We start from the raw sequence: 22,395 nt of genomic DNA on the forward strand, positions 1-22,395 counted from the left end.
CTTGCTGCTATAGCAGACTCAGCCTTCTTCGCTACGGCAGTTAAGCTGCCAGCACGATTGACCGCTCCCTCGGTACTTTCGCTCAAACGGCGTCATGTGATCATCGCCAGTAACTTCAGATAAATCAGATACCATGCCGTAATGTTTAGCCGCTTGCGCAAATTCCATTAGATAAATAAGCCAGTTGCTACGCACTTCAATATTTGGAGTGATCGCCATCAGGTCCACCATGGCCGCACTACCGTGCCAGCGCTTTTGAACTTGGGTCTTTTTGGGGTACGGATTGGGATACAGCAGAAAGTGCTGAGTCACGTTCCAATTAGACTGCTTTACTAAGCGCCAAAAGTCGTTCACATCGGCACGAATGACCCGATAGTTATCTTGCTGTGCACTGTAATATTCATGTTTATCCACCCGCAGCGCCGACTTATCGATACCGATAACACGCGCATCGGGGTTTGCTCTTGCAATATTCGCCGTACTTTCGCCAACGCCGCAGCATGAATCTAAAATGATCTCGCCGCTAAAGCCATCAAGCCACGCGCTGACATCATCAAACGCGGCTTGTGTATGGTCGCTAATCGGTCGCTTATTTTCACTCGCTTGGTACTTTTTCACTAAGTCGTCTAACTTATCGTGAATACCTACCTGCGATGTTGTGATTTCTCTAGAATTACCGCTGGCCATTAGCTACGAATACCTTTACCCGTTTTAAGTAGGTAGTACGCCACACCAAATAGCAGTGCATTAAAGCCCACTAACAAGGCAAGCGACAAGGTTACATTTACGTCAGAGACCCCTAAGAACCCATAACGAAACCCGTTGACCATATACACAACAGGGTTCGCCTTACTCACCCACTGCCAGAATTCAGGCAATAGGGTAAGTGAATAAAACACACCACCTAAGTAAGTTAACGGTGTTAATACAAACGTTGGAACCACGCTAATATCATCAAAGGTCTTCGCAAATACCGCATTAATTAAACCCGCAGTCGCAAACAAGGTAGAAGTGAGTAACAACGTGAGCGCAATAATGCCCAAATTGTGTATTTGAACATCAACGAAAAACAGCGACACTAAGGTAACGATAATACCTATAAGTATGGCGCGGGCCACGCCGCCGCCCACATACCCAAGAATGATGACCGAAGTGGGTACTGGTGACACCAACAGCTCTTCAATATTGCGCTGAAATTTAGCACTAAAAAATGAAGAGGACACGTTGGCGTAGGAGTTTGTGATCACCGACATCATAATAAGGCCGGGCACAATAAACTCCATGTAAGTAAAGCCGCCCATTTCGCCGATACGGTTACCGATGAGGCTACCGAATATCACGAAGTACAAACTCATTGTAATAGCTGGCGGCACAAGGGTTTGTACCCAAATGCGCAAAAAGCGCGTACATTCTTTTATCCAAATAGTGGTTAGCGCCACATAGTTTTGCTTAAACCAACCCACGTTTTCTTCTGTGTTCATTTGTGTACTTTCAGTTTTCATGTTTTTCACCTTTACCTGCTGTGGGTTTAGCCAGCTTGCTTCGCTGATTCAACTAAACGCACAAATAGCTCTTCAAGGCGATTTGATTTATTGCGCATGCTCATCACTTGAATACCCTTTTCACTTAGCTGGGTGAAAACCGGGTTCAATCCTTCCGTTTTCTCAACATCAACTTCAAGGGTATGGTCGTCAATCAAACGGTGTTCAAAGCCTGTTAGTAGGTCGTCTGTCGTCGTCATGCCCTCAGGTATTTTGATATCCAATACGAAGGTTTCTAGGCTTAATTTAGACAATAAAGCTTTCATGCTGGTGTTCTCGACAATGGTGCCCTTGTTAATAATGGCGATATTGCGACACAGCATTTCTGCTTCTTCAAGATAGTGAGTAGTGAGGATGATGGTAATCCCCTGACGGTTAATCTCTTCCAAGAAGCCCCACATAGAGCGACGAATTTCAATATCTACGCCCGCGGTAGGCTCATCTAAAATAAGCAATTTCGGCTCATGCATGAGTGCTCGAGCAATCATCAGTCTTCGCTTCATACCGCCCGATAGCTCACGCGCGCGGGCATCACGTTTTTCCCACAGGTCAAGCTGAGCAAGGTATTTTTTAGCACGCTCTTTCGCAATACTGCGCGGCACACCGTAGTAACCTGCCTGATTCAATACAATTTGCAGTACAGTTTCAAATTGGTTGAAATTGAACTCTTGTGGCACCAGACCAATACAGGCTTTGGCTTGCTCTTTTTGCGTTGTGAGGTCATAACCAAACACCGACACACTGCCATTGGTTTGGTTTACAAGTGAACTGATAATACCAATAGTGGTAGATTTACCCGCCCCATTTGGGCCAAGTAATGCAAAGAAGTCTCCTTCTTGTACTGTAAGGTCGACGCCTTTTAGTGCCTGTACGCCACCTTTGTAGGTTTTGGTTAACCCTTTAATGTCCAACGCTTTCATGATTTGCCCGTAGTGAGAGTGTGATCACTAAGACGTATTGACCTTTGATGCAAACCAAAGGTCAGCACGCCCTAATTAACTTTAGTGAGATGCAGTTATCTGTCGCTAACAACTTACAACCAACGAAGTGTAACCTAGTTCATGCTATTAAATGAATACACTCGCGTTTAGTGGTTGCTTTAAACAGTTTAAGCTTTCGTCTTCTAAATGAGAGCGAAAACGCCTTTTTTCAACCCCAATAAAAAAGCGCCGCGTACCGTTGGGGTAGTACGCAGCGCAAAGGGTAGCTTAATACCAGTCTGAATAGATAATTAAGACTTTTACGTAGAAGTTCAGCCTTACCGCTTCCACGGCACTGTTTCCCCTCTCCTAGTCTTTGAAGAGGCTTCTACAGTGCAATCCGTCTATCTTGCTTGGCACTTAAAAAAAGCAATGCACTAAACTCGACGGACAAATACTATTAAACCCGTTATTCATGGCAAAAAAAGCGCGTAATTGTGGAAATGTGGTGGTGATTTAGCTTTCCTATAGATTTAGCACGTGAAGCTGCACGCCAAGCGTTTTATTAATCCGCGCTTCGGGACGTTGTGTGGGGCTGCCGCCAAAGATAAAGTTCACGATAAGCCCCTCAAATATGGCGTAAATGAGGCAGGTTTGAGGATTTTATGCCGAACTTAGGCAATAGCTGTCATTCATAGGTATAGTGTGCGCTCTATCAGAATTATATTTGCGGGTTAATGTATGCCAAAGACAATTGCATTAGTGGAAGATGACGCGGCCATTCGCGAAAATTACATTATGGCGCTTAAAGCGCAGGGCTATAGCGTGAATGCCTATGAGGACAGGCCTTCTGCTGCTGAAGCGTTTAACCACACCTTACCCGACTTAGCCATTATCGATATTGGTTTGAAAGATGAAATTGAGGGGGGCTTTATGCTGTGTCAGCAACTGCGAGGCCTATCACAAACCCTACCTATCATCTTTTTTACTGCACGAGATAACGACGTAGATACTATCAGCGGCCTTAGAATGGGCGCGGACGACTACCTGACTAAAGATATTAGCATGGCTCATCTGCTAGCACGCATTGCAGCCTTGTTCAGGCGTACAGACTTACTTGCTGCCCCCACAGAACAAAAAGATGAGCTAAAAGTGGGCGACTTAAAAGTAGACGTGTCGAGAATGACGGTAAGCTGGCAGAACCAGCCCGTTTTGTTGACGGTAACAGAGTTTTGGATGCTGCATGCGCTCATTAAGCGCCCAGGTCATGTTAAAAGCCGCCAACAGCTCATGGATGAGTCCAGAATGGTGGTAGACGACACCACCATTACTTCGCATATCAAACGTATGCGTAAAAAGTTTGTGCAGCTTGACCCAAACTTCGATCATATCGACACCGTGTACGGCATGGGATATCGCTGGCAGCTGTAGCGGGCTTTCGACTAAAACTGCGTTTCGTCTGATTAAAAGATAAGGGCAACCGACTAAAAACATGGGATTTCGCTTTTCAATACGCCTTCAGCTTATGGTGCTGTCGCTGTTCTTATTCACCATACCCTACTTAGGTTATAACTATGTGTGGGAGCTTGAGCAGTATCTGCGAAACGGTCAAGAACAAACCATGATTGGCACGGCACGAGCTGTTGCCACTGCACTACACGAGCGTCCCGCTTTATTTGATAGCCAATCGGCGTATCTTCAAGACGTGCGCCCCGGAACAGATCTTTACGCGCCACCTATCCCGTCCCCCATTCGACTTGATGGCGAACTTAACGACTGGCAGCAAGTCAGCGAGTTAATGAGTGAGTATGGCAGTGGCGAAGTTATTGAGTACTACAATGGCTACGCGGGAGAACCTACCAGCTTATCGTTCAAGCATATGGTGGGGCGCTACGGTCAATTTCTGTATGCCATGTTTGAAGTCAGTGATGACGTACTGCTGTGGCGGCAACCCAATAGTTTAAGCGTGGAGACAGGCGACCACCTGCTTGTGGGCATGGAAACTCCACAGGGAGAATTAGCAAGATATGTTGTCGCTCCTTATGAAAGTGGCTGGGTAAATGCGTACAAGCTGGCAGATAACACAACGACAACTCGGGCGGTAGAGAACGCGCTCTCTATTCAAGGCCGATGGCAAGAGACTGCCACGGGCTACAACATTGAACTGCGCTTTCCGCTATCTATGACCACAGGCGGCTTGGCATTTTCAATTGTCGATGTGGACGACAGGGCAAGTCGATTGAAGCAGTACGCGTTAGGTACGGCGAATACAAAAGAGCTCGCTGAATTAGGTACTGTTATCACTCCTTCCCCTGAAATTGAGCGCATTCTGGCAGGTTTAAAATATGCCGATTCACGGGTTTGGGTTGTAGATAAGCACAAGCGGGTACTCGCCCGCGCTGGTGACATTCAATCGGCCACTGGTATTGAAGTAGATGAAAAAGAAACCTCTTCAAATGCAATTTGGCACTGGGTTGAGAGTGAGTGGTTACTTCCACTTTATTATCAGATTCTTACGCGGCCACCTGCCGACTTTATTGACGAGCTAGACGATGCTTATGCATTGGTAGGGCAGGATTTAGGCACTGCGCTGAAAGGCCAACCCGATTCACTATGGCGTTTGTCACCCGATAACAAAGCCATAGTACTTTCCGCTGCCTACCCTATTTTTATTGAAGGCAACGTAATGGGGGCGGTTATTGTAGAGCAAACCACCAATGGTATTCGTACGTTGCGGAACCGGGCGTTAGAACAGCTCTTTCACGTGATTTTAGCAGTGATGACCATAGGTACTTTAGGGTTACTGCTGTTCGCTACGCGAATTTCAAACCGCATTCGCTCCCTTCGCGATAATACCGAAGCGGTGATAGATGATAATGGCAAAATCATTGGCACCCTTCCGGTTTCAAATCAGCGTGATGAAATTGGTGATTTATCCCGTTCATTTGCGGATGTGCTTTCACGGTTACAGCAGTACAACTCCTATTTAGAAAACATGGCATCCCGCTTATCTCACGAACTTAGAACGCCCATTGCCGTGGTAAAATCGTCGCTGGATATGCTGACTCAGGTGAATGACGCCGACCAACAAGCCGTTTTTGTTGAGAGGGCGCAATCAGGGGTGAACCGCCTAAGTACAATATTAAACAGTATGAGTGAAGCCACCCGATTAGAGCAGGCCATTCAACAAGAAGATTTAGAACCATTCGACTTAGTTAAGGTGATATCTGGGTGTATTGCTGGTTATGAACATGCCTATAGCCATCGACGCTTTAGTTTTACCCACAATGCTGATACTGCGCGCATACTTGGCTCCCCTGAACTTACGGCTCAAATGTTCGATAAAGTTATCGCTAACGCCGTAGATTTCAGTGAAAAAGAAAGTGAAATCCAAGTCAGTATTACGGTTAAGGACAAGCAAGCTGAGTTAACCATTAGTAATACCGGGCCGCTTCTTCCTGAAGGAATGAGGTCTCAGTTGCTTCAGTCTATGGTGTCGGTGAGAAAAGAAAGCGATGTGCAAAATGCCTCTTCGCCGCACTTGGGGCTAGGGCTTTACATTGCCAACATCATAATGACCTTCCACAAAGGTCAGTTGTCGTTATCCAATCGGAAGGATAGTACAGGTGTAGTCGTCAGCGCGCGCTTTCCTTTGATGTAAATGAATGAAAAAAACGTCCAACTCGGTCTATAGTTAGAGTCTAATAAACTTTACTACATAGATAGCGAAAGCCGAGCACATACCTTATACCAGTCCGCATAGATTATTATCTATACGGATTGGTATTAAATAGGCTATACGTAGTCATATGCTTTCGTGTAAACAATGGACGCATAGCGCTTTGTCTTTCTGTCTAAGGCTAAAGCCATTATAAAGAATGAATTACAATGCAAAAAAACAACACGTTATTGATTAAATCCATGTCATTTGCGCTTTCTATTTTCTTTACTTCTCATCGAAGGGCGAGCACGTTCAACATAACTAGTTTTATCACAGGTACATTCACATCGAGCGCTCTCTTACTAGCCGGCGCTACCCTTTCATGGGCACATGCCGCTGAGACATCCTTATCAGCAACGCCAACCATTTCGATATACGTTAGCGACGCCAATGGGGAGCCTGTGAAAGATATGGTGTTAACCCTAACGCCTAACTTTACGCTTGCATCAACGCCACAGCGTGGCGAAGAGCCCGCCATAATGAATCAAATCGATAAACAATTTGCGCCTCACGTGCTTGTTGTTCAATCAGGCACAGATATTTCGTTTCCAAACGCAGATAATCTTTTTCATCACGTGTATTCTTTTTCCCCTACAAAACAGTTTGAGCTAAAACTCTATAAAGAGTTTACCGCTGAACCGCTTCGCTTTGAGCAAGCTGGTATTGTAGATATTGGCTGCAATATTCACGACTGGATGCTGGGCTATATTGTGGTAACCGACAGCCCATTTTTCGCAAAAACCAATGAAGAAGGCGTAATGAATGTTTCACTTCCGGTAGGCGAGTACAGTGTTATGACCTGGCACCCGCAGCAACCTGATGTGAAACTATTTAACAGCGCAACATTGCATATCACCAACTCACAAGAATACAAATTTGTTCTTGATGCAGTTTTCAGTGACGATGACTTCGACGAAGGATTTGGCGATTATTAATGCGTAATGTCTTTGCCTTAACCGTCTGTTTGCTTTGCACGAGTTTAACACTTCAGGTTCACGGAGAAACCAAGGCCCTAGTAAGAACAAGCTTTGTGGCAAAAGATGATTCGCGAAGCTTTCAGCAAATGGGGACCGGCCATCAGCGTTATGAAAGTAACGGCATACAGCTCTCTCATGCTGTAGTGATAGCTGACTTTATGTTAGCGGATAGTTGGTCGGCAGTTGGCGTCATCAATGGTTATAGCGATGGGGAACAAAAGGTTGGATTCTCCGAACTTTATTTAAAATATCGCCCGTTAGTCGCATCCAGCATAAAACCTGAAGTAAAAATAGGGGCATTTTTTCCTGCTCTCTCAGCGGAAAATACCGACGCGGGTTGGTTATCGCCTCACTTTCTAAGCAACTCAGCAATTAATAGTTGGGTGGGTGAAGAACTAAGAACAGGCGGCATCGAAGTAAGTCTGCGACAAAATGGCAGGCAAATAAGAAGCCACTGGTCATGGAAAGTATTGGGCAGCGTGTTCAAAGGTAACGATTCCACCGGCACTCTGCTTTCTTGGCGAGGGTTTGCCCTTCACGACAGACAGTCCGTTTATAATGATCGCGTAAACTTCCTCCCCATTCCCGGCGTCGTCGATGAAGATAAGTTAAACGCACCGGCATGGACTGAACCCTTCAGAGAAATTGACAATCGGTTTGGGTACTACGTAGGAGCTCACTTAGCCTATGCTAGAAAGGCCGAGTTACGTTATTACTATTACGACAATAATGCAGACCCGAACATTGTTGACCCAGACCGCATTTACGCCTGGCATACGCGCTTTCATTCATTAACACTGCGATATTTACCACGACCTGAGTTAACGGTGTTTTCTCAAGTGCTACTAGGTGACACTTTGATGGGGGAGCATATCGTAGACAACGATTTTTCCAGTGCGTATATCGGTGCGGCATACAACCTAAAGCAATTAGGCTGGGAAGATTTAACTTTAGCCATGCGTGGGGACTGGTATCAGGTGGTAGATAACGATGATGTTGTGCATGACCCGAATGGAAGCAGAGGTAACGCCTTTACCGTTAGCGTAAGGTACGACATTACCGCTTATTTATCCGTTAGCACAGAGTGGCAATTAAATTCAGGACATCAGGAGAATTTGCGTTTTTTCCAATCCGACGAGGACTATAGAGAGCAACTATTTCAACTGGCATTCACTGTAACTCTGTAGCGAAGCGACTGGTGTTCGTCCTACCCTTTCGCCACTTCAATTAAATCAAATTTTGTTTCGCTGTCACCTTTCACCATCACCTGACACTGTCCCCAAGAGTTTGGAATTTGCCAGACATGCGCTTCGGCAACCGTGAATTTTTCTCGATGAGTATCACAACGGACTTCAACGGTATCAAGCTCGCCTTGGATGTTGCCAAAAGCAAACTTACTTCGCACAAGAGTATGGAACCAATTCCCATCACTTCCTATCGTTACGGGCACGGTCAAGTTTTGCTCAGATGCAATAGATTCTTCAATCTGACTAATTAGCGGCGCGATCTCGTCAATACGCGTTTCTTGCGCTTCCATGTCTTGAAGTGTGGTGTAGGATTTTAATGCTTCTGCATAGTACCCACGCTGAGCATCGAGTATGATTTTTCTTTGAAGGGCGTATGCCACATAATCTTCATCAAACACCATGTTATTGAAGCGCTTACTACCGTTGCTGGCAAGTAACCGCGTTAGGCTTTGCGCTTCCCTCTCTACGTCGCCTTGTTTGCTCGCTATATGAGACTCCAAGTTTAGCAACCACGTATTTTCATAGCGGTTTAGCGTATCCCAAGCTAGAAGCTCTTTAAGTGCTTCATCAGCCGCGTCAACATCACCCGCATTAAATCGCTCTTCTGCATCTTTATAAGCTTTAATAAATTTGCGTGTGGCTCCGCTTTTTCCGCTTATAGCGAAATCCATTTGGACTGCTTGATGACACTGCTGGGTAGGTTCGCCATCTTTGATCGCGGGGTTATATTGCCATTTCTTAACCGCTGACAGTGCACTGCGTTTGAAAGAAGGGCTTCCAAAGAAGTCTTCTACAACAGGGTCTTTCACTCTGCCTTCTTCGTCGATAACGTAGCTTAGCCTAACCCAACCTTCTCGGCCTTTTCTAATGGCTTGAGATGGGTATCTAGGATCGACACGTTTCAAAGGCGTCGCTGGTGTAAATGCGCTTATGCGCTCTACTTCATCAGCTTTCGATTCTGCGAGCGCTTTTTCTTCAAGATCATCACATGGGATACTCAGTTCCTGTGCAGCTGCACTTGCCGTGAAACCTGTCGCGAGCAAAGCCGCTAAAACGAGCGATGGTTGGGTTCGCTTAACAATATTTTCGTGGGCTGAATATTCTGTTCTCAATGCTTTTTTCCATAAATCCTGTTTCATATTTATCATCCTTAATAATGGCTAAACATTACGAGTGAATTGGCGCTAATTCTATTTTTTAGACGAACTCTCAAGTGACGCATCGGGTACGTTTTTGATCATCATTTGTTCTTTGCGTTTCATCATCATCTTGGCAAGCCTACGCATGCTCACCGTGGTGTCTTTTTCATCTACGATATCGACACCTAGCAAGCGTTCGAGCAGGTCTTCTAGCGTAAGCACCCCTTCTAAACCGCCGTACTCGTCAACCACCAACAACATATGCACGTGCTTATTGATGAAGTGCTCGAAGGTGACTGACAGCGGCATAGTGTTTAACACGGTAACCATATCTTTTGCGTATTCAGAAAGCGGCTTATCAGTGTTACCTCTGGCTTGTGCCACCAATAAATCAGAACGCATAACAAAGCCGGTAATGTTTTCTGAGTCGCTGTCTTCAAACACAGGGATACGAGAAAATTCTATATTGGCGTGCTTGTGGAAAAAGCCTTCTACCGTCATCGACTCCGACACTTTAAATAGCGCCGTGCGGTGGGTAATCGCATCTTTCACTTTCAGCTCGTGCAAACTTAACAAGCTTTGTAGAAACGCCGCTTCGTGATTCGCTAGCTGACCTTCTTGCCCCGACAACTCTGCCATGGCGTGAAGCTCACTACGGCTTAACCCGCGAAGTGGACTGTCTTCTTTAAAGCCTTTCGTCATTAGCTCAGACATTTTAACGAACGGCATGAGTACAATTGAAAGGTATTTAAGAAAATATGCGGTTACTGGCGCTAGTGTTCGCCAATAGGTTGCACCAAGTGTTTTAGGGATAATCTCAGAAAAAATAAGAATAAGGAGTGTAAGGACTGCTGAAATAACGCCTAGATAGGCGTCACCAAATACTGCTGCCGCTTGCGCACCTGCCCCGGCAGCCCCCATAGTATGAGCAATAGTGTTCAGCGTTAATATTGCTGATAAAGGCGTATTTATATTATCGGTTTGCTTACGTAGTAGCGCACCACTGGCTTTGCCCTCTTTCTCTAACACAGAGATATAAGCGGACGAAACACTCAGAATCACAGCCTCTGCAATGGAGCACAAAAAAGAAAAGCCCAGTGCAATGAAGACGTACACAATAAGTAAAAGCATGTAGTTATTCCAAGCGTCCTTGTAGGTTTAAACGCGTTTTAATTTTAATAAGTTGAACGACTATTATGGATAATAGAGCGGGATATACAAGCGCTCTATGAATATCATTTGAGCGCTTTATTATGAAAGGCATCCGCTGGGCTACTGTTAGCCGCAGCACGCCGAATGTTGCTCTTGGTTATGACGGTGTTGCTGCAGCTTTTTCAGACCCAGCCTTAACATTAACCCCGCCAATAAAATCGCGCATAGCCCATAAATCACCTGAACGTCTGCACCGTGCTCATGAACATGGCTTTGCGTTTTGATCATAGAGGCTAAAGAAAACGAAGCTACTAGGTAGTTCAGTGCGTAACCAAAACCAATACTCGCAGAGATAACACTGAAAAGGTAAAGCACTAACGTTCGCGTGCCCATTTCTTGTTTGATCATTCCCATCGTTGATACGTTAGTGGCGGGCCCCGCCATTAAAAACACTAAAACAGCACCGGGCGATAACCCCGCCGCAAGAAACCCAACCGCGAGTGGCGTTGATGCTGTAGCACATATGTACATAGGAATGCCGATTAGCGCCATCACTAGCATGGCGACCACGCCATCACCCCATTGCGTTAAAAAGTCGGTGGGTACCCACGTTTTAATTGCCGCGGCAAGTGCTAATCCAATTAATAACCATATCACAATGTCTTCAAGTAACTTGCCACTGGCATATGAAAGCACGCTTGTGATTTTCGAAGGCGAAGACTCTTGTTTGGGCTTGTCTGTGCTTTCGTGGTTATGAGCATGTGTTTTTTCGCTTGCACAACAGGACGTGCTGGCCTGTATTTGCGGCTCTGATTTAGGTGCTTGCTTTGAACCACAGCACGATGACTGCGTCACGTCAGATTGTCGTTGTTGAGCCTCTTCTGCTTCCGCGAAAAAACGCACCATCAATCCAGCATAAATAGCGCTTGTAATGGCCGCGATGGGTCTAACAATGGCATACAACGGTCCAAGCAATGCGTAGGACACAGAAACACTGTCTACGCCAGTCTCGGGCGTAGACACTAAAAACGAGATAGTGGAAGATTTAGATGCACCGCTACGCCTAAGCCCAAGTGCCGCTGGGATAACGCCGCAAGAGCACAGAGGTAAAGGCGCACCAATAACCGCGGCCTTTGTAATTGAGCCAAACGATGAGCTGCCCATGTGCTTTTCCAAAAACGAAACGGGTACCAATTCGTGCATGATACCCGCCACCAGCAAACCGAGAAGTAACCAAGGCGCGGATTCAACGAAAAGTGCTAGGAAATTTTGTCCAAGTAAAATGATATCTGACACAAAGCCTCACAGGTTATTTTGTTGAAAGGTCACGTTGAAGAACGCGGCTTTTGACAACAAAGATAACGGTGTTTTAGAACGGTAAGTATAATAACAGATATGCTGTATGACAGAAAATCAGCAAAACTGATTAACCTGATTTATGCGAGTGCGTTTTGCTTTTAAAGGAAAGAAAAATGGCCAGTACAAATGCACTGGCCGAATGTTGACTGTCTCGAAAGTGTAATTTTAAACCACGAGGTCAACCATGAAAGTTTTTGTCGCTAGTGACTTATCCGTTGGCTTGCTCTTTTTTAAGCTTCGATTCCTTTTTGAGTTTTGACACCACAGAAAAAGCTTCAAGCATAACAAGCACAGACACAATAAGTACTACTGCGTCTAAGAATACCAATAGATAGTTACCTTCAACGTAGTATTCTTTAAGTTTAATAAGCCCGGCAAAGAAGGCCATAATCAGTACAAACACCATTGGAATCAGCGTATATTTCGCTGGTCGACCTAATTTAATCAGCATAACCGAGATTACTAACAGGGTTAAACTGGCTAGTATCTGGTTAGTAGAACCAAATAACGGCCAAATAATCATACCGCCACTGCCTGACGCACCACCTGCACCGAAGGCCAGCAATAAACAACATCCAACAGCTACAAGCGTTGCAACCACGCCGTTCTTAAGTGCACCAATTGAATAGATATCGCCCCATTCTTGGATTATGTAGCGCTGCAGACGCACACCCGAATCCATGGTGGTGCCAGCAAATAGAACAACCATTACCGCAAGGATCGTTGACGAGAAATCTACCGGCAACCCCCAACCCTGCTGAATTAGGTTCGCACCACCAGTGATAAATGCACCCACGCTACCCGCACCCAAATGGCTGTATACTTCGTGCCATTCTTCTGGAGAAGCTGCAAACGCAACGCCGCTCACAGCGACAATGGTAATAAGTGCTAGTGAGCCTTCACCGACCGCGCCTAGATAACCAACAAAGCGTGCATCGGTCTCTTTGTCTAGCTGCTTAGAGCTGGTACCTGAAGACACAATACCGTGGAAACCAGAAACAGCGCCACACGCAATAGTAACGAACAACAGCGGGATTAGACTTGGAGAATCGACAGCGGTTTGAGCGTTAAACGCTGGCGCCGTGATATCCGGCATAGCAAAGAACACAGCACCATAAAGCAGGAACAAGCCAACAAGTAACTGCATACCGTTAATGAAATCACGAGGCTGTAACAGCATCCAAACTGGTAACAGCGATGCAATAGCGGCGTAAATAAATAAGATAATGATCCAGTTTGCTTTATCTGCTAAACCAAACATGGTTTCCGGCAGACTTAGTGGGATATAACTGCCCGCATACACCGATGCGTAAAGCACAATAATCCCCACAATACATAAGGGTATGAGGCTGAAATTACGTTTAAGCAATTGACCTATGACTAATGCAACTGCGATTGCCATCCAAGCTGGGAATACCGCATTGGGTTGGGAGACAAAAGAGTTCGCGATAACCACGCCAAATACCGCATTAACCATTAAGAGTACTAGGAAGATCACTATCATAAATAGTGAACGAGAGCGTTTTCCGATGACGGTCTCAGACAGCGCGCCCATTGATTTGCCTTTGTGGCGTGCGCTGGCCCATAAGGCGCCCATATCGTGCACACCGGCAAATAATATCGTACCGAACACAACCCAAAGTACCGCAGGAACCCATCCCCAGTAGACAGCAATAGCTGGACCTACAATGGGTGCTGCCCCCGCCACGGAAGTGAAATGGTGCCCCCACAATACAACTTTATTGGTGGGAACATAGTCCACCCCATCTTTCATTGTATGGGCTGGTGTTACAAAACTATCATCCAACTTAAATATACGGCTCGCAATAAACTTCGAATATACGAACCAACCGAGCAACATTCCGATGATGCCCAGTATAACAATGGCAATAGACTGCATACTGTCGTCCTAATTTGTTTTATCGACAGGCCCTAGGGCCTATTGTTCTTTGATGTACGAATTTTGGTTTAAACGTACAACAAAGGTCAGCAGCCCCTAGCCTGTTGATTTTCTTATTTTCAGTTCAAACATTACACCAATTATCGGTGGCGAAAGGTCATACCTGAATAAGAAAACACCTATTTAAGGTATGCCCAACGTACTGTTGCGCATATTTAAACATGCGACAAGGCAAGGGCCTGACACATTAGACTAAAGTCTAACTTAAAGTTTGGGATTTAGCTGTAAGGCTTTTGAGGTTTATTAGCGATGATTCAGCGGTGAAACAGGAAAGCGTAAAACAGACATTAATTGCCTGTTGCTCTCCACATTAGTATAGGTCGCGGTGATAACGTCCTTCGTCAGCTAACGCATTGTAGGCTTGCGCTTCAAGTATGGACTGCAAAGCCATGTCAACGCCTTGGCCCATTCCCTCAAAATGCCCACATACGTATACTTGTCCGGTATCGCCTAAGAAGGATTTGACCTCGTCTCGCTGCTCAACAAGACGCTGTTGAACATAACCACCACCTTTCTGTCGGGAGAAAATAACTGACTTTTTAAAAATACAGTCACTATTCTGGAAAGGCGATAGCGTTTTATCAAGCACATCATCTTGCATGGGATGACGTTCGCCAAAAAATATCCAAACTGGCCCAGCGTTCTCAAGCAATGCGCGTTTTGCAAGCTGAGCTCGTACCCCCGCAATGCCGCTACCCGCAGCAATTAATAACAATGGGCACTGAGTATTAGTAATAATTGCGCTGGTATTTTTTCGAATGTAGGCCTGTACAGGCTGAGATACAGGTAAAGAACGGGTAAGTAATCCAGAACCTAGCCCAAGTTGGCCGTTGTCTTTAACCAGCTGTCGAACTACAAGCTTTACGTCGTGTTCTTGTGGTACCGACGCAATGGTGTAGCTTCGGCTTACCATCGGTGACTGCCCTTGCGGAGGAATAAGGACTTCCAACACGTCTCCCGCTTCCCATTGTTCATGTAATTCTTGTGTCTGATTAGAATGGTCAACGTTCAAAGACAAGCCGAACAGGCCTGGCGACGCTGGGTTTGAAGGTCTGCTCTCAGAGTGGTTAGAGGGTTCGTTTGAAGTCTCGCCAGAAGCTAGACTTATTTCATTTAATTGAACCCGATTTTTCAGTGTGAAAGCATGGGTAGGGTGCTGCTCATCCTGTGGCAACGAACCAAGCAAAGACAAATGCTCACCTTTCCCTGAATCTAATGTCGTTAGCGGAGAAAGCGCACGTGCGCCTAGTGCACTGATATTATCAAACAACGTGACTGCGAATTGGCAAAACGCGGCGTATTGCTTATCGCCTAATCCCACCACTTCAAAAGACAGATGGGAAAGGTAATCAGATTGATTCGACGACGCTTTTTTTAGCGCTTTACTAAAGGTTCTACCCGCATCAGGGGGCTCGCCTTCACCGTAGGTACTCACAACAAAAATGACTTTCGACACACTACTTAACGTATTGAGTTTCAAAGATGCCATGGACACTACCGACGTTTGCTCTTGCTGTGATAGCGCCGCAGCTTTTGCGCGGGCAATTTTTTCAGCCGTACCGGTTTGGCTTGCGTATACGACAAGGGTCTCCTCGCCTGATACCGCATAGTTGTATTGCTTTCGATGTTTAAAAAATAACACCGCTACCCACAGCATATACAGGCCAATGCTTACTATTGCTATGAGTAGACGGTGTGTTTCTGTCATGTGCTTAACTTTTATGCCGTTGTATTGAAATAGCTAGAAACTTAAGAGGCTGTTGCTCTGTGAGTATTCAAAGAACGTTTACAGCCCCTAGCTGCGCAATAACGTACGGTTATTACAGCGGAAGTACTTCAAATGTGCCTGAGTAGCTACCGTTACGAGACGTTGCAGGCTTTTGCGCTTTATCGTCTTCATAGCCAATTTCTACAAAGTACATACCGGCTTGCGGCCATGTAATTTCAATCTGACCATTTTTGTCAGACGTGACTTTAATCGTTTCCTGATCATTTCTGTAGCGCATACCACCGCGCACAACTTCCACCTCGGCGCCAACCGCAGGCTCACCGTCAATAAGTAACTTGAACGTTGCCGTTTCGGTGGCAAATAAATCATTAGGGTGAGTCACTGGCACTAGCTCCAAACCCACGTTATCAGGCGTGAACACCTTATCCGATGGCGCACCAAGAGTAACAAACGTTTCTACGCGGCGAGAGCTTTGCATTACGCGAAGATCTTTTGCTTTCTTAGGCACGGCTGTTGCGAACTCTTCCGGCTTATATTCTTCACCACGGCCCGGCCACATCTTGCGCTTGCCTTCTTCATCTCGCCAAAATGCGCGAATACCATTGCTGGCAGACGTCAGTTTGTATGTACCTTCTTTGTTTAATTTCAAATCAAAGGTGGTTCGGTACTTACCGCGTGCCATATTTTCTACGTCTACGGCTTCACCTTCTGGCGATTGAACCACTAAGTTACTGGCGTTCATTGCGAAGTGGTCAGGGTGAAAAATAGTATTTGAAATAGCAGCATCAAACGTCACGTAAGCTTCTTCACCTGATAGTACGGTAGAGCTAGGAAGTAACCACGCGCGATGCGCACTGGCTGAAAATGACACGGCAAGTGTTGCTGCTAGCGCAATGGCTGAAGCTTTTACTGATAGTTTTTTCATAATGTCCTCTTATTGGATCTCTACTGAGTGAGCGTTGAATTAGCGCCTCAGCAGATTAGTCTTCCAGACGCAGTACTACACGCCCAAGTTCTGAATTTCCTTTCACTTCTACCGGTAGTGACGCAGCAGATAGCGGTAATGAAAATGGCAGAGACAGTACTTCTCTTCCGCCTACTTCTCGTGATGCCTCAACGCGAAGCGTGTAATCGCCCTCTGGCAGTTCTGCTAGCGCTTTATTTAACTGCGAATCAAGGCTGTAATCGCCTGGGCCTTTTGTTGCACTGGTAAGTCCGTCATAAGGCAAATCAAGGCTTCGCCCACCACGACGCCACCATTGGCGCAAGTCTTTAAGCCACTCTTTCCCTTTGTCTTCACGCATTTCAACGTCGTACCATACGGCGACTTGAGTAGCCTTGCGTTTACTGTCTTCAATCCACACGGCAAGATAAGGTTTGTGATATTCAGCCACATCAAGTTGCGGTAAGGCCACGTCAAGTTTGGCTTGGCTTGCCGCGTGAATAGCGCCAGAGGCAAATGTCATACTTAATAAAGTCGATGCGATCACTGCGCCTTTTCGCATTTTCATGTAAACACTCCTTAAAATTGTGTAGGTAAGTGCCACTAGCGTCGCGCTAGTGCACAAACAGTAAAATAATGACAAACGGGATGAGCACACCGAGCGTAGTAATGGGCCAAGTAGACGCGCGCGTTTTCGAGTGACGCATTAATAGTTGCAGCCCTGTTACGCTAAAAACAATGCAGGCAACAGCGAAGATATCGATAAACCAGCGCCAGGCATTTCCCGTGTTCCGCCCTTTATGCAGGTCATTGAAATAAGATATCCATCCTCTATCAACGTTTTCATAAGTCACTGTGCCAAGTTCAGCATCTACTGCTATCCAACTGTCAGCACCGGGTCCGGGCCAGGCAGCATAAAATTCAATACCATCCCACTCTCCCGTCACCGATGAAGGTAATGAAATGCCCTCTTGCGACTGCATAAACGCGACGAGTTCGCTTGGAATGGCTATGTCACCGGTGTCCAGAGAAACCAATTGTTCGACAACCAACGGTGGTAAGCTTGATTCAGCTGACGTTACAGTTCTGTTCGCTGGAATGTCTGCAGCGTGATTTAGCGTAATCCCCGTTAGGGCAAATAACATCATCCCGACCAGACAGACTGCGCCACTAATCCAGTGCCATTGGCGGATGCCGCCTAAAGAAAAACTCATAATTTCGTTGCTAACTCTCTGTACTACTCGGTGATATTGATTAATTCAACGGGCTAGATAATACAGATATTTCCACCCTTTTCAATGTAAATGAGATTTATTCTCATTATTGTATTTTTTGCTCAACAACCTTTAAGTATTGCTTCACTTTTCGCGTAAACGAGGCCCCCAAAAAGCGACAAGCAATAGGTAATTACACACCACGGTGTAAAGGGTAGGTAAATAGGTAAACGTTGCTGAAACCAGCACGCTTGCAAGCTGTAAAAGCCCAATCCACACCACCACGCCTATTTCGGTCTTCCACACGTCTATGCAGTTCATGAGGCTTATTGCCATAAGCAAATACGCTAAACTATGAAGCACAATTAAAAGTAGTGGTGAAGGTGTGCTGGTCAATCGGGTGATACCGGCATGCTTCTTGTTGCCAAGCGAGAGCAGTAAGAAACTCAAATAAATAAGCACAAATGCGAACACCACATCCAGAATGATACTCATATTAATGCCTCGCTGTTGTCACCTTGCGGCTTATCTTGGCGAGCTCTGTTTTTTCGCTTAGGTGACAGTGTGCTTTTCACCCGTTTTGCTTTCACGGCTTTGGCTTTGTTGACGTGGTAAGCAGCATAGCCGAGTACTGCCGCAAGTGTTATGCACATAAGGTCAAAGCCCACTCTCAGGCTATCACCATTTGCAACCGCGAAATCTAAGCCTGTTGCTGAGGTGAGGTGGTCAAGCAAAGGGACAAGCGCAAACAACGCTGCTGCAAAGCCAAGTTGAATTACCCACCCTTTTTTGTCTCGCCAAATAAACCCTGCAACCACACACACCAGCCATATTGCGAAAAACACCTTAATTTCCCATAAGCTTCGAGACGTTAGATCAGCAGGAAGTAGTCTATTTACCCAAAAGTAGCCGCCGGTCGCACACATTAACCCTGCAATGCTGCCTATATTGCTGCCTCTGACCAATTCAAAACCAAATTCTCCAAGCTGTTGCTTTGCCCGTTTCACTACCCACAAAACAGAGCCCGTTCCCACCATAATGGTACCCAGAATACCGGCAAAAAATAGTAACCAGCGAGTGAGGGTATCGGCGAAGCGCGCTTGATGTAACATATCCAAATAGTTATACGTCGCCTGGCTGGCGTTAGCGGCCACTGACGCTGGGCGCTCGTTTATGACTTCGCCTTGTGCGTTAAATACCAGTGCACTACTTCCCCCACGCCCCGCACTTAACTGCGTTCGATTGTCCCCACTTAGCGTAAACTGAGCGTTAGCTTTACCCGGGTGAGTAATAGATAAGTTTTCAACCGGCACCTGCCATGTATTTTCGGCGTGAGCAATCATCGAAGAGATAGGTAAGGCCAATAAGGCATTAATGTCTGGCGAAGCTAGATTTTGCTGCTGCGCATTCTGGCGTACTTCTGTACCTTGAGGACGGTGCCGCACGCGCTCCTCGCTGTTAAAAGGCAATAGCGTGGCGCCTAATAGAATCAAACCAGAAAAAGTGATCATGATATGAAATGGTAGTGCTAGTACCGCACTAATGGCGTGCCCATCTATCCAGCTCAGCAGCTTCTTCTTTGGCCTGAACATAAAGAAATCGGCAAAGATTTTTCTGTGCATGATGACGCCGCTGATAATAGCAACAAACATCATCATACTGACTACGCCTACTATCCAGCGTCCAATGGTTCTGTCGATACCGTATAACTCGAAATGAAAACGATAAAGGAAGTTGCCACCGGCCGTTTCCCTTACTTTTATCTCTTCACCCGTGGACGGGTTCAACATGACCCGTGGTCCTCGACGACGCTCGTTACCTGCATTAGCGTCGCGCCACGACAAGTCGAGTGTATTCGAGCGCGCATCTGGTAGTGAGAGTTGCCATTCACTTGCATTGGGCGCATTGATCGCAAGATAACGTAAACCGTGCTCTAGCGACTTTTCGCTGGGTACTGCGGCGTGTTGTTCTGGCTGCATCCAATAGGTTATTTCGGTTCTAAAAAACGACAGCGTCCCGGTGAAAAAAATAGCAAAGAGTAACCAACCAACAAGTACCGAGCTCCAAGTATGAAGCCACGTCATAGACTTTCTGACATTCCCTTTCATGTTAAAGCCCTGTACTGATTGAATAAAGACATAAGGCTAACGCAGAGAGCGCTGTCATTACGATGGACGCCTTTTTCGTCGTATCAAAGATGAACGTAAAAAGGATGAAGGTGCAGTAAACACAAAAGAACAGCATTCTTACCAGCACTTCGTGCTCTCGTCCGTCAGCCCCTATAAAATTGGCAATGGCGCTGCTTAGCCACGCTGAAAAAGCGTAGCCCAGTGCCACAGCAATCAGCGTTCTAAGTGCGACATCCAATCGTTCACGATTTATGGCGACGCGGTTTACCGTTTGGCTCTTCATATTGTGTTCTTCACTAGGTTTTCTAGTGACTGGATGTTGCCAAGTAAATCAGAACGGGATGGGTACGATTTATAGACTTGTCGTAAAAGCGTAAGTGCATCTTGGTACTGACGCTGATCTATGGCAATTTGCGCACGCCCGAGCATGGCGCGCTGTTTAACGTCGGCGAGTGACTCAGCTCGTAGATAGGTCATTTTGGCACGTTCGACGTTGTTCTGTTGACGATAAAGTGAAGCAAGAGACAACAGCGCCTCACCATTGTCAGGGGCGTCAGCAATGGCTTTGGTTAAAAGGGAAATTGCCGTTTTGCTCTGCCCTTTGCCCATAGCCAACTGAGCTTTAAGTACATTAAGCGTAGCTGCTTGAGAGGTCGTGAGCTTTTTCACATTGTTGTCGGCAGCTTGCGTTAATTTACCTAAATCAGACCACTGCTCATTAGCCGCTAAGTAAGCCGCTATTTTGGAGTAAGCGTCAAAGCCTTCCCCATCTTTGTCGGTAATGAAAGTCTTCGCATGGGTAGCCAGTATGTCTGCTGCGCGCCGCGGACTGCCGTCAGAAACGTGCAATTTGGCCACGGAAATCAAGTTCGACAGCGAGCGGTCACCTAAAGAAAGGGCAGTCTCTAAGCTGCTCAGCGCCTTTACCATGTCACCCTGCTTTAACGCTATTTGTCCCCGTTGGAGCCAAAGCTGCTGATTACTTTCATCATCTACCAACATTTCGCTTAGCAAGCTTTCCGCCTGTGCAAGTGCATTACTTTCAATAAGCGCGAACAATAAACCTTGATACCATTGCTTGTTTTCAGGTTCGAGCATTAACGCATTTTGATAAGCACCAATAGCGGTGACAGGTTTGCCAAGCTGAACATTGGTATAGGCTAGTTGCCCGAAAAGTTGGGCATCTTGAATACCTAGCTCTACGCTTTTAGTTAAATGAGTGCGTGCTTTGGCCAATTTATCTGTCATTAAATACGCCATGCTCAAACTTCTGTGCGCCGATGGAAGGTTTGGCATAGCATCGATAACGTCCAACAGCACTTTTTCGGCAAGTGAGTAGTTTTTCTCATTCAATAGCACTTGTCCGTAAAGCTCACGCAAGCGTGGACTAAATTGAGAAATATCCTGGGTTGCAAATGCGCTGGCAACGTTTGAATAATTGCCTGCTTGCAAGTCGGCCTGAATGCGCCCGATAAACTCACCTTCTTCACGGGATATACGTTCACGATGATCATCTCTATGATGCTGACGCATGACAAACTGCCAATCGGGTTCTTCCAATTCCACCGTTATTTTCGCACTTACTGGCTTAACAAAAGCCAGCGCGCTCACTACACAGCTGAGGACAGTTACGGCTGTAATCTTGTTTAACATTGTCTCAATCAACCTCTAAATTCTTTAGCTTCTATTTCGCTTTATTGCGATAAAACCAGGCCTTTATAAAGCCTCTATTAAGCTTCTATTAGGCCTCTATAACTACAGGCCAAATAAAACGCGCCTTCACCGCTTCATCTTCTTTGTAGGGCGATGTAAATTTGCTGGCTTTAACAAAACGCATTATTTCTTTATTGAGCTCGTGATGCGGGTTCTCGACAATGTCCATCAGCTTTACGTTGCCGTGTTCGTCAATAATGACGTCGAGCTTTACAATCACCCGCTTGATACCTTGCTTTTTGAGTCGCTTGGGGAAACGTATTTTGACCGGAGTCAGCAAGGTAGGCTTTGAATCCAGTTCGCTTAGCCCAAAGGCGTCCAATTCAATATCAGGCATATCCCATTGGGTTTGGGTCACTTTGACATTTGGCATGTCGGGCTTTGGCACTTGAATATCTGGCTCAACACTTAAATCCGCCATGGTCATGGCTGCGCCACTGCCCTCTACCTGCATAACAAGTTCAGTCTCTTCCACTACATTTTGCGTTTTAGGGGGCGGCGGTGGTGGAGGCGTTACCGCAATGTCTAACTTGCGCACAACCATAGTGTCGGGCTGCAGATTAGACAAAAAGTGCCCTAGCCACATAACGCCAAGCGCACTAACGAGCACCGCACCGCTAAGTAGAGAAGGTTGAAGATTGTATTTCATTG

General features: G+C 46.1%; 20 protein-coding genes. 4 read left to right on the forward strand and 16 right to left on the reverse strand.

Annotation, left to right across the window (positions count from 1 at the left end; all coding sequences use genetic code 11):
* Positions 1–18 precede the first annotated feature (18 nt).
* Genes MHN09_RS10035 through MHN09_RS10045 form a run of 3 tightly spaced genes read right to left on the reverse strand, consistent with a single transcriptional unit; the run spans position 19 to position 2,461 of the window.
* Complete coding sequence (locus MHN09_RS10035; RefSeq protein ID WP_202941329.1) at positions 19–687, reverse strand: SAM-dependent methyltransferase; 669 nt, start codon at positions 685–687, stop codon at positions 19–21.
* Positions 687–1,502, reverse strand: a complete 816-nt coding sequence (locus MHN09_RS10040) for an ABC transporter permease (protein WP_014951006.1) — start codon at positions 1,500–1,502, stop codon at positions 687–689. Before MHN09_RS10040 ends, MHN09_RS10035 begins: the two co-directional genes overlap by 1 nt.
* A 26-nt stretch (positions 1,503–1,528) precedes the next feature.
* Positions 1,529–2,461, reverse strand: a complete 933-nt coding sequence (locus tag MHN09_RS10045) for an ABC transporter ATP-binding protein (RefSeq protein WP_039226809.1) — start codon at positions 2,459–2,461, stop codon at positions 1,529–1,531.
* Between the two features lie 741 nt (positions 2,462–3,202).
* Here MHN09_RS10045 and pdsR point away from each other — a divergent pair.
* From pdsR to MHN09_RS10065, 4 genes are all read left to right on the forward strand, one after another.
* Positions 3,203–3,892, forward strand: coding sequence for a proteobacterial dedicated sortase system response regulator (gene pdsR / locus MHN09_RS10050; protein ID WP_014951008.1), 690 nt, complete (start codon positions 3,203–3,205; stop codon positions 3,890–3,892).
* 61 nt (positions 3,893–3,953) lie between these two features.
* The gene (gene pdsS, locus MHN09_RS10055) at positions 3,954–6,122 is read left to right on the forward strand and encodes a proteobacterial dedicated sortase system histidine kinase (protein ID WP_239240500.1); all 2,169 of its coding nucleotides are present in this window, start codon (positions 3,954–3,956) and stop codon (positions 6,120–6,122) included.
* A gap of 227 nt (positions 6,123–6,349) precedes the next feature.
* Complete coding sequence (locus MHN09_RS10060) at positions 6,350–7,117, forward strand: methylamine utilization protein (protein ID WP_239240502.1); 768 nt, start codon at positions 6,350–6,352, stop codon at positions 7,115–7,117.
* A gap of 95 nt (positions 7,118–7,212) precedes the next feature.
* Positions 7,213–8,346, forward strand: a complete 1,134-nt coding sequence (locus MHN09_RS10065) for an outer membrane beta-barrel protein (protein ID WP_239240504.1) — start codon at positions 7,213–7,215, stop codon at positions 8,344–8,346.
* A gap of 20 nt (positions 8,347–8,366) precedes the next feature.
* Here MHN09_RS10065 and MHN09_RS10070 read toward each other — a convergent pair whose 3' ends face one another.
* The 13 genes from MHN09_RS10070 to MHN09_RS10130 form a co-directional block, all read right to left on the reverse strand.
* Complete coding sequence (locus MHN09_RS10070) at positions 8,367–9,545, reverse strand: energy transducer TonB (RefSeq protein WP_239240506.1); 1,179 nt, start codon at positions 9,543–9,545, stop codon at positions 8,367–8,369.
* Positions 9,546–9,596: 51 nt separating this feature from the next.
* Complete coding sequence (locus tag MHN09_RS10075) at positions 9,597–10,676, reverse strand: CNNM domain-containing protein (protein ID WP_014951013.1); 1,080 nt, start codon at positions 10,674–10,676, stop codon at positions 9,597–9,599.
* Between the two features lie 147 nt (positions 10,677–10,823).
* On the reverse strand, positions 10,824–11,993 hold the full coding sequence (locus MHN09_RS10080) for an SO_0444 family Cu/Zn efflux transporter (protein WP_101566135.1): 1,170 nt from the start codon (positions 11,991–11,993) through the stop codon (positions 10,824–10,826).
* A gap of 271 nt (positions 11,994–12,264) precedes the next feature.
* Positions 12,265–13,956, reverse strand: a complete 1,692-nt coding sequence (locus MHN09_RS10085; RefSeq protein ID WP_014951015.1) for a carbon starvation protein A — start codon at positions 13,954–13,956, stop codon at positions 12,265–12,267.
* 370 nt (positions 13,957–14,326) lie between these two features.
* Positions 14,327–15,724 (reverse strand): NADPH cytochrome P450 oxidoreductase family protein, encoded by a 1,398-nt coding sequence (locus MHN09_RS10090; protein WP_239240508.1) that lies wholly within the window; start codon positions 15,722–15,724, stop codon positions 14,327–14,329.
* Between the two features lie 112 nt (positions 15,725–15,836).
* Positions 15,837–16,670 carry a DUF4198 domain-containing protein gene (locus MHN09_RS10095; protein ID WP_061486698.1) on the reverse strand — a complete coding sequence of 278 codons (834 nt, stop codon included), beginning with the start codon at positions 16,668–16,670 and terminating at the stop codon, positions 15,837–15,839.
* Positions 16,671–16,725: 55 nt separating this feature from the next.
* Positions 16,726–17,256: a DUF2271 domain-containing protein gene (locus MHN09_RS10100; protein WP_014977604.1), complete on the reverse strand. Its 531-nt coding sequence runs from the start codon at positions 17,254–17,256 to the stop codon at positions 16,726–16,728.
* A gap of 46 nt (positions 17,257–17,302) precedes the next feature.
* Positions 17,303–17,902 carry a PepSY-associated TM helix domain-containing protein gene (locus MHN09_RS10105; RefSeq protein ID WP_239220284.1) on the reverse strand — a complete coding sequence of 200 codons (600 nt, stop codon included), beginning with the start codon at positions 17,900–17,902 and terminating at the stop codon, positions 17,303–17,305.
* Positions 17,903–18,046: 144 nt separating this feature from the next.
* Complete coding sequence (locus tag MHN09_RS10110) at positions 18,047–18,397, reverse strand: DUF3325 domain-containing protein (RefSeq protein ID WP_239240510.1); 351 nt, start codon at positions 18,395–18,397, stop codon at positions 18,047–18,049.
* Entirely contained in the window at positions 18,394–20,010 is a 1,617-nt protein-coding gene (locus MHN09_RS10115; RefSeq protein ID WP_239240512.1) for a PepSY-associated TM helix domain-containing protein, read from the reverse strand. Before MHN09_RS10115 ends, MHN09_RS10110 begins: the two co-directional genes overlap by 4 nt.
* Before the next feature lies 1 nt (position 20,011).
* On the reverse strand, positions 20,012–20,314 hold the full coding sequence (locus MHN09_RS10120) for a hypothetical protein (RefSeq protein WP_014951021.1): 303 nt from the start codon (positions 20,312–20,314) through the stop codon (positions 20,012–20,014).
* Positions 20,311–21,684, reverse strand: coding sequence for a tetratricopeptide repeat protein (locus MHN09_RS10125; RefSeq protein WP_014951022.1), 1,374 nt, complete (start codon positions 21,682–21,684; stop codon positions 20,311–20,313). Before MHN09_RS10125 ends, MHN09_RS10120 begins: the two co-directional genes overlap by 4 nt.
* A gap of 88 nt (positions 21,685–21,772) precedes the next feature.
* Positions 21,773–22,393 carry an energy transducer TonB gene (locus MHN09_RS10130; protein WP_014977608.1) on the reverse strand — a complete coding sequence of 207 codons (621 nt, stop codon included), beginning with the start codon at positions 22,391–22,393 and terminating at the stop codon, positions 21,773–21,775.
* Positions 22,394–22,395: the final 2 nt, after the last annotated feature.

The organism is Alteromonas sp. MmMcT2-5 (assembly GCF_022348315.1).
GTDB classification, from domain to species: domain Bacteria; phylum Pseudomonadota; class Gammaproteobacteria; order Enterobacterales; family Alteromonadaceae; genus Alteromonas; species Alteromonas macleodii.

Bases quoted from the DNA above. Each gene is read 5' to 3' on its own strand.
- MHN09_RS10120 (WP_014951021.1), bottom strand. From the start codon at position 20,314: ATGAAGAGCCAAACGGTAAACCGCGTCGCCATAAATCGTGAACGATTG.
- MHN09_RS10130 (WP_014977608.1), bottom strand. From the start codon at position 22,393: ATGAAATACAATCTTCAACCTTCTCTACTTAGCGGTGCGGTGCTCGTT.
- MHN09_RS10085 (WP_014951015.1), bottom strand. From the start codon at position 13,956: ATGCAGTCTATTGCCATTGTTATACTGGGCATCATCGGAATGTTGCTC.
- pdsS (WP_239240500.1), top strand. From the start codon at position 3,954: ATGGGATTTCGCTTTTCAATACGCCTTCAGCTTATGGTGCTGTCGCTG.
- MHN09_RS10090 (WP_239240508.1), bottom strand. From the start codon at position 15,724: ATGACAGAAACACACCGTCTACTCATAGCAATAGTAAGCATTGGCCTG.
- pdsR (WP_014951008.1), top strand. From the start codon at position 3,203: ATGCCAAAGACAATTGCATTAGTGGAAGATGACGCGGCCATTCGCGAA.
- MHN09_RS10060 (WP_239240502.1), top strand. From the start codon at position 6,350: ATGCAAAAAAACAACACGTTATTGATTAAATCCATGTCATTTGCGCTT.
- MHN09_RS10105 (WP_239220284.1), bottom strand. From the start codon at position 17,902: ATGAGTTTTTCTTTAGGCGGCATCCGCCAATGGCACTGGATTAGTGGC.
- MHN09_RS10075 (WP_014951013.1), bottom strand. From the start codon at position 10,676: ATGCTTTTACTTATTGTGTACGTCTTCATTGCACTGGGCTTTTCTTTT.
- MHN09_RS10125 (WP_014951022.1), bottom strand. From the start codon at position 21,684: ATGTTAAACAAGATTACAGCCGTAACTGTCCTCAGCTGTGTAGTGAGC.
- MHN09_RS10045 (WP_039226809.1), bottom strand. From the start codon at position 2,461: ATGAAAGCGTTGGACATTAAAGGGTTAACCAAAACCTACAAAGGTGGC.
- MHN09_RS10095 (WP_061486698.1), bottom strand. From the start codon at position 16,670: ATGAAAAAACTATCAGTAAAAGCTTCAGCCATTGCGCTAGCAGCAACA.
- MHN09_RS10070 (WP_239240506.1), bottom strand. From the start codon at position 9,545: ATGAAACAGGATTTATGGAAAAAAGCATTGAGAACAGAATATTCAGCC.
- MHN09_RS10100 (WP_014977604.1), bottom strand. From the start codon at position 17,256: ATGAAAATGCGAAAAGGCGCAGTGATCGCATCGACTTTATTAAGTATG.
- MHN09_RS10115 (WP_239240512.1), bottom strand. From the start codon at position 20,010: ATGAAAGGGAATGTCAGAAAGTCTATGACGTGGCTTCATACTTGGAGC.
- MHN09_RS10035 (WP_202941329.1), bottom strand. From the start codon at position 687: ATGGCCAGCGGTAATTCTAGAGAAATCACAACATCGCAGGTAGGTATT.
- MHN09_RS10110 (WP_239240510.1), bottom strand. From the start codon at position 18,397: ATGAGTATCATTCTGGATGTGGTGTTCGCATTTGTGCTTATTTATTTG.
- MHN09_RS10040 (WP_014951006.1), bottom strand. From the start codon at position 1,502: ATGAAAACTGAAAGTACACAAATGAACACAGAAGAAAACGTGGGTTGG.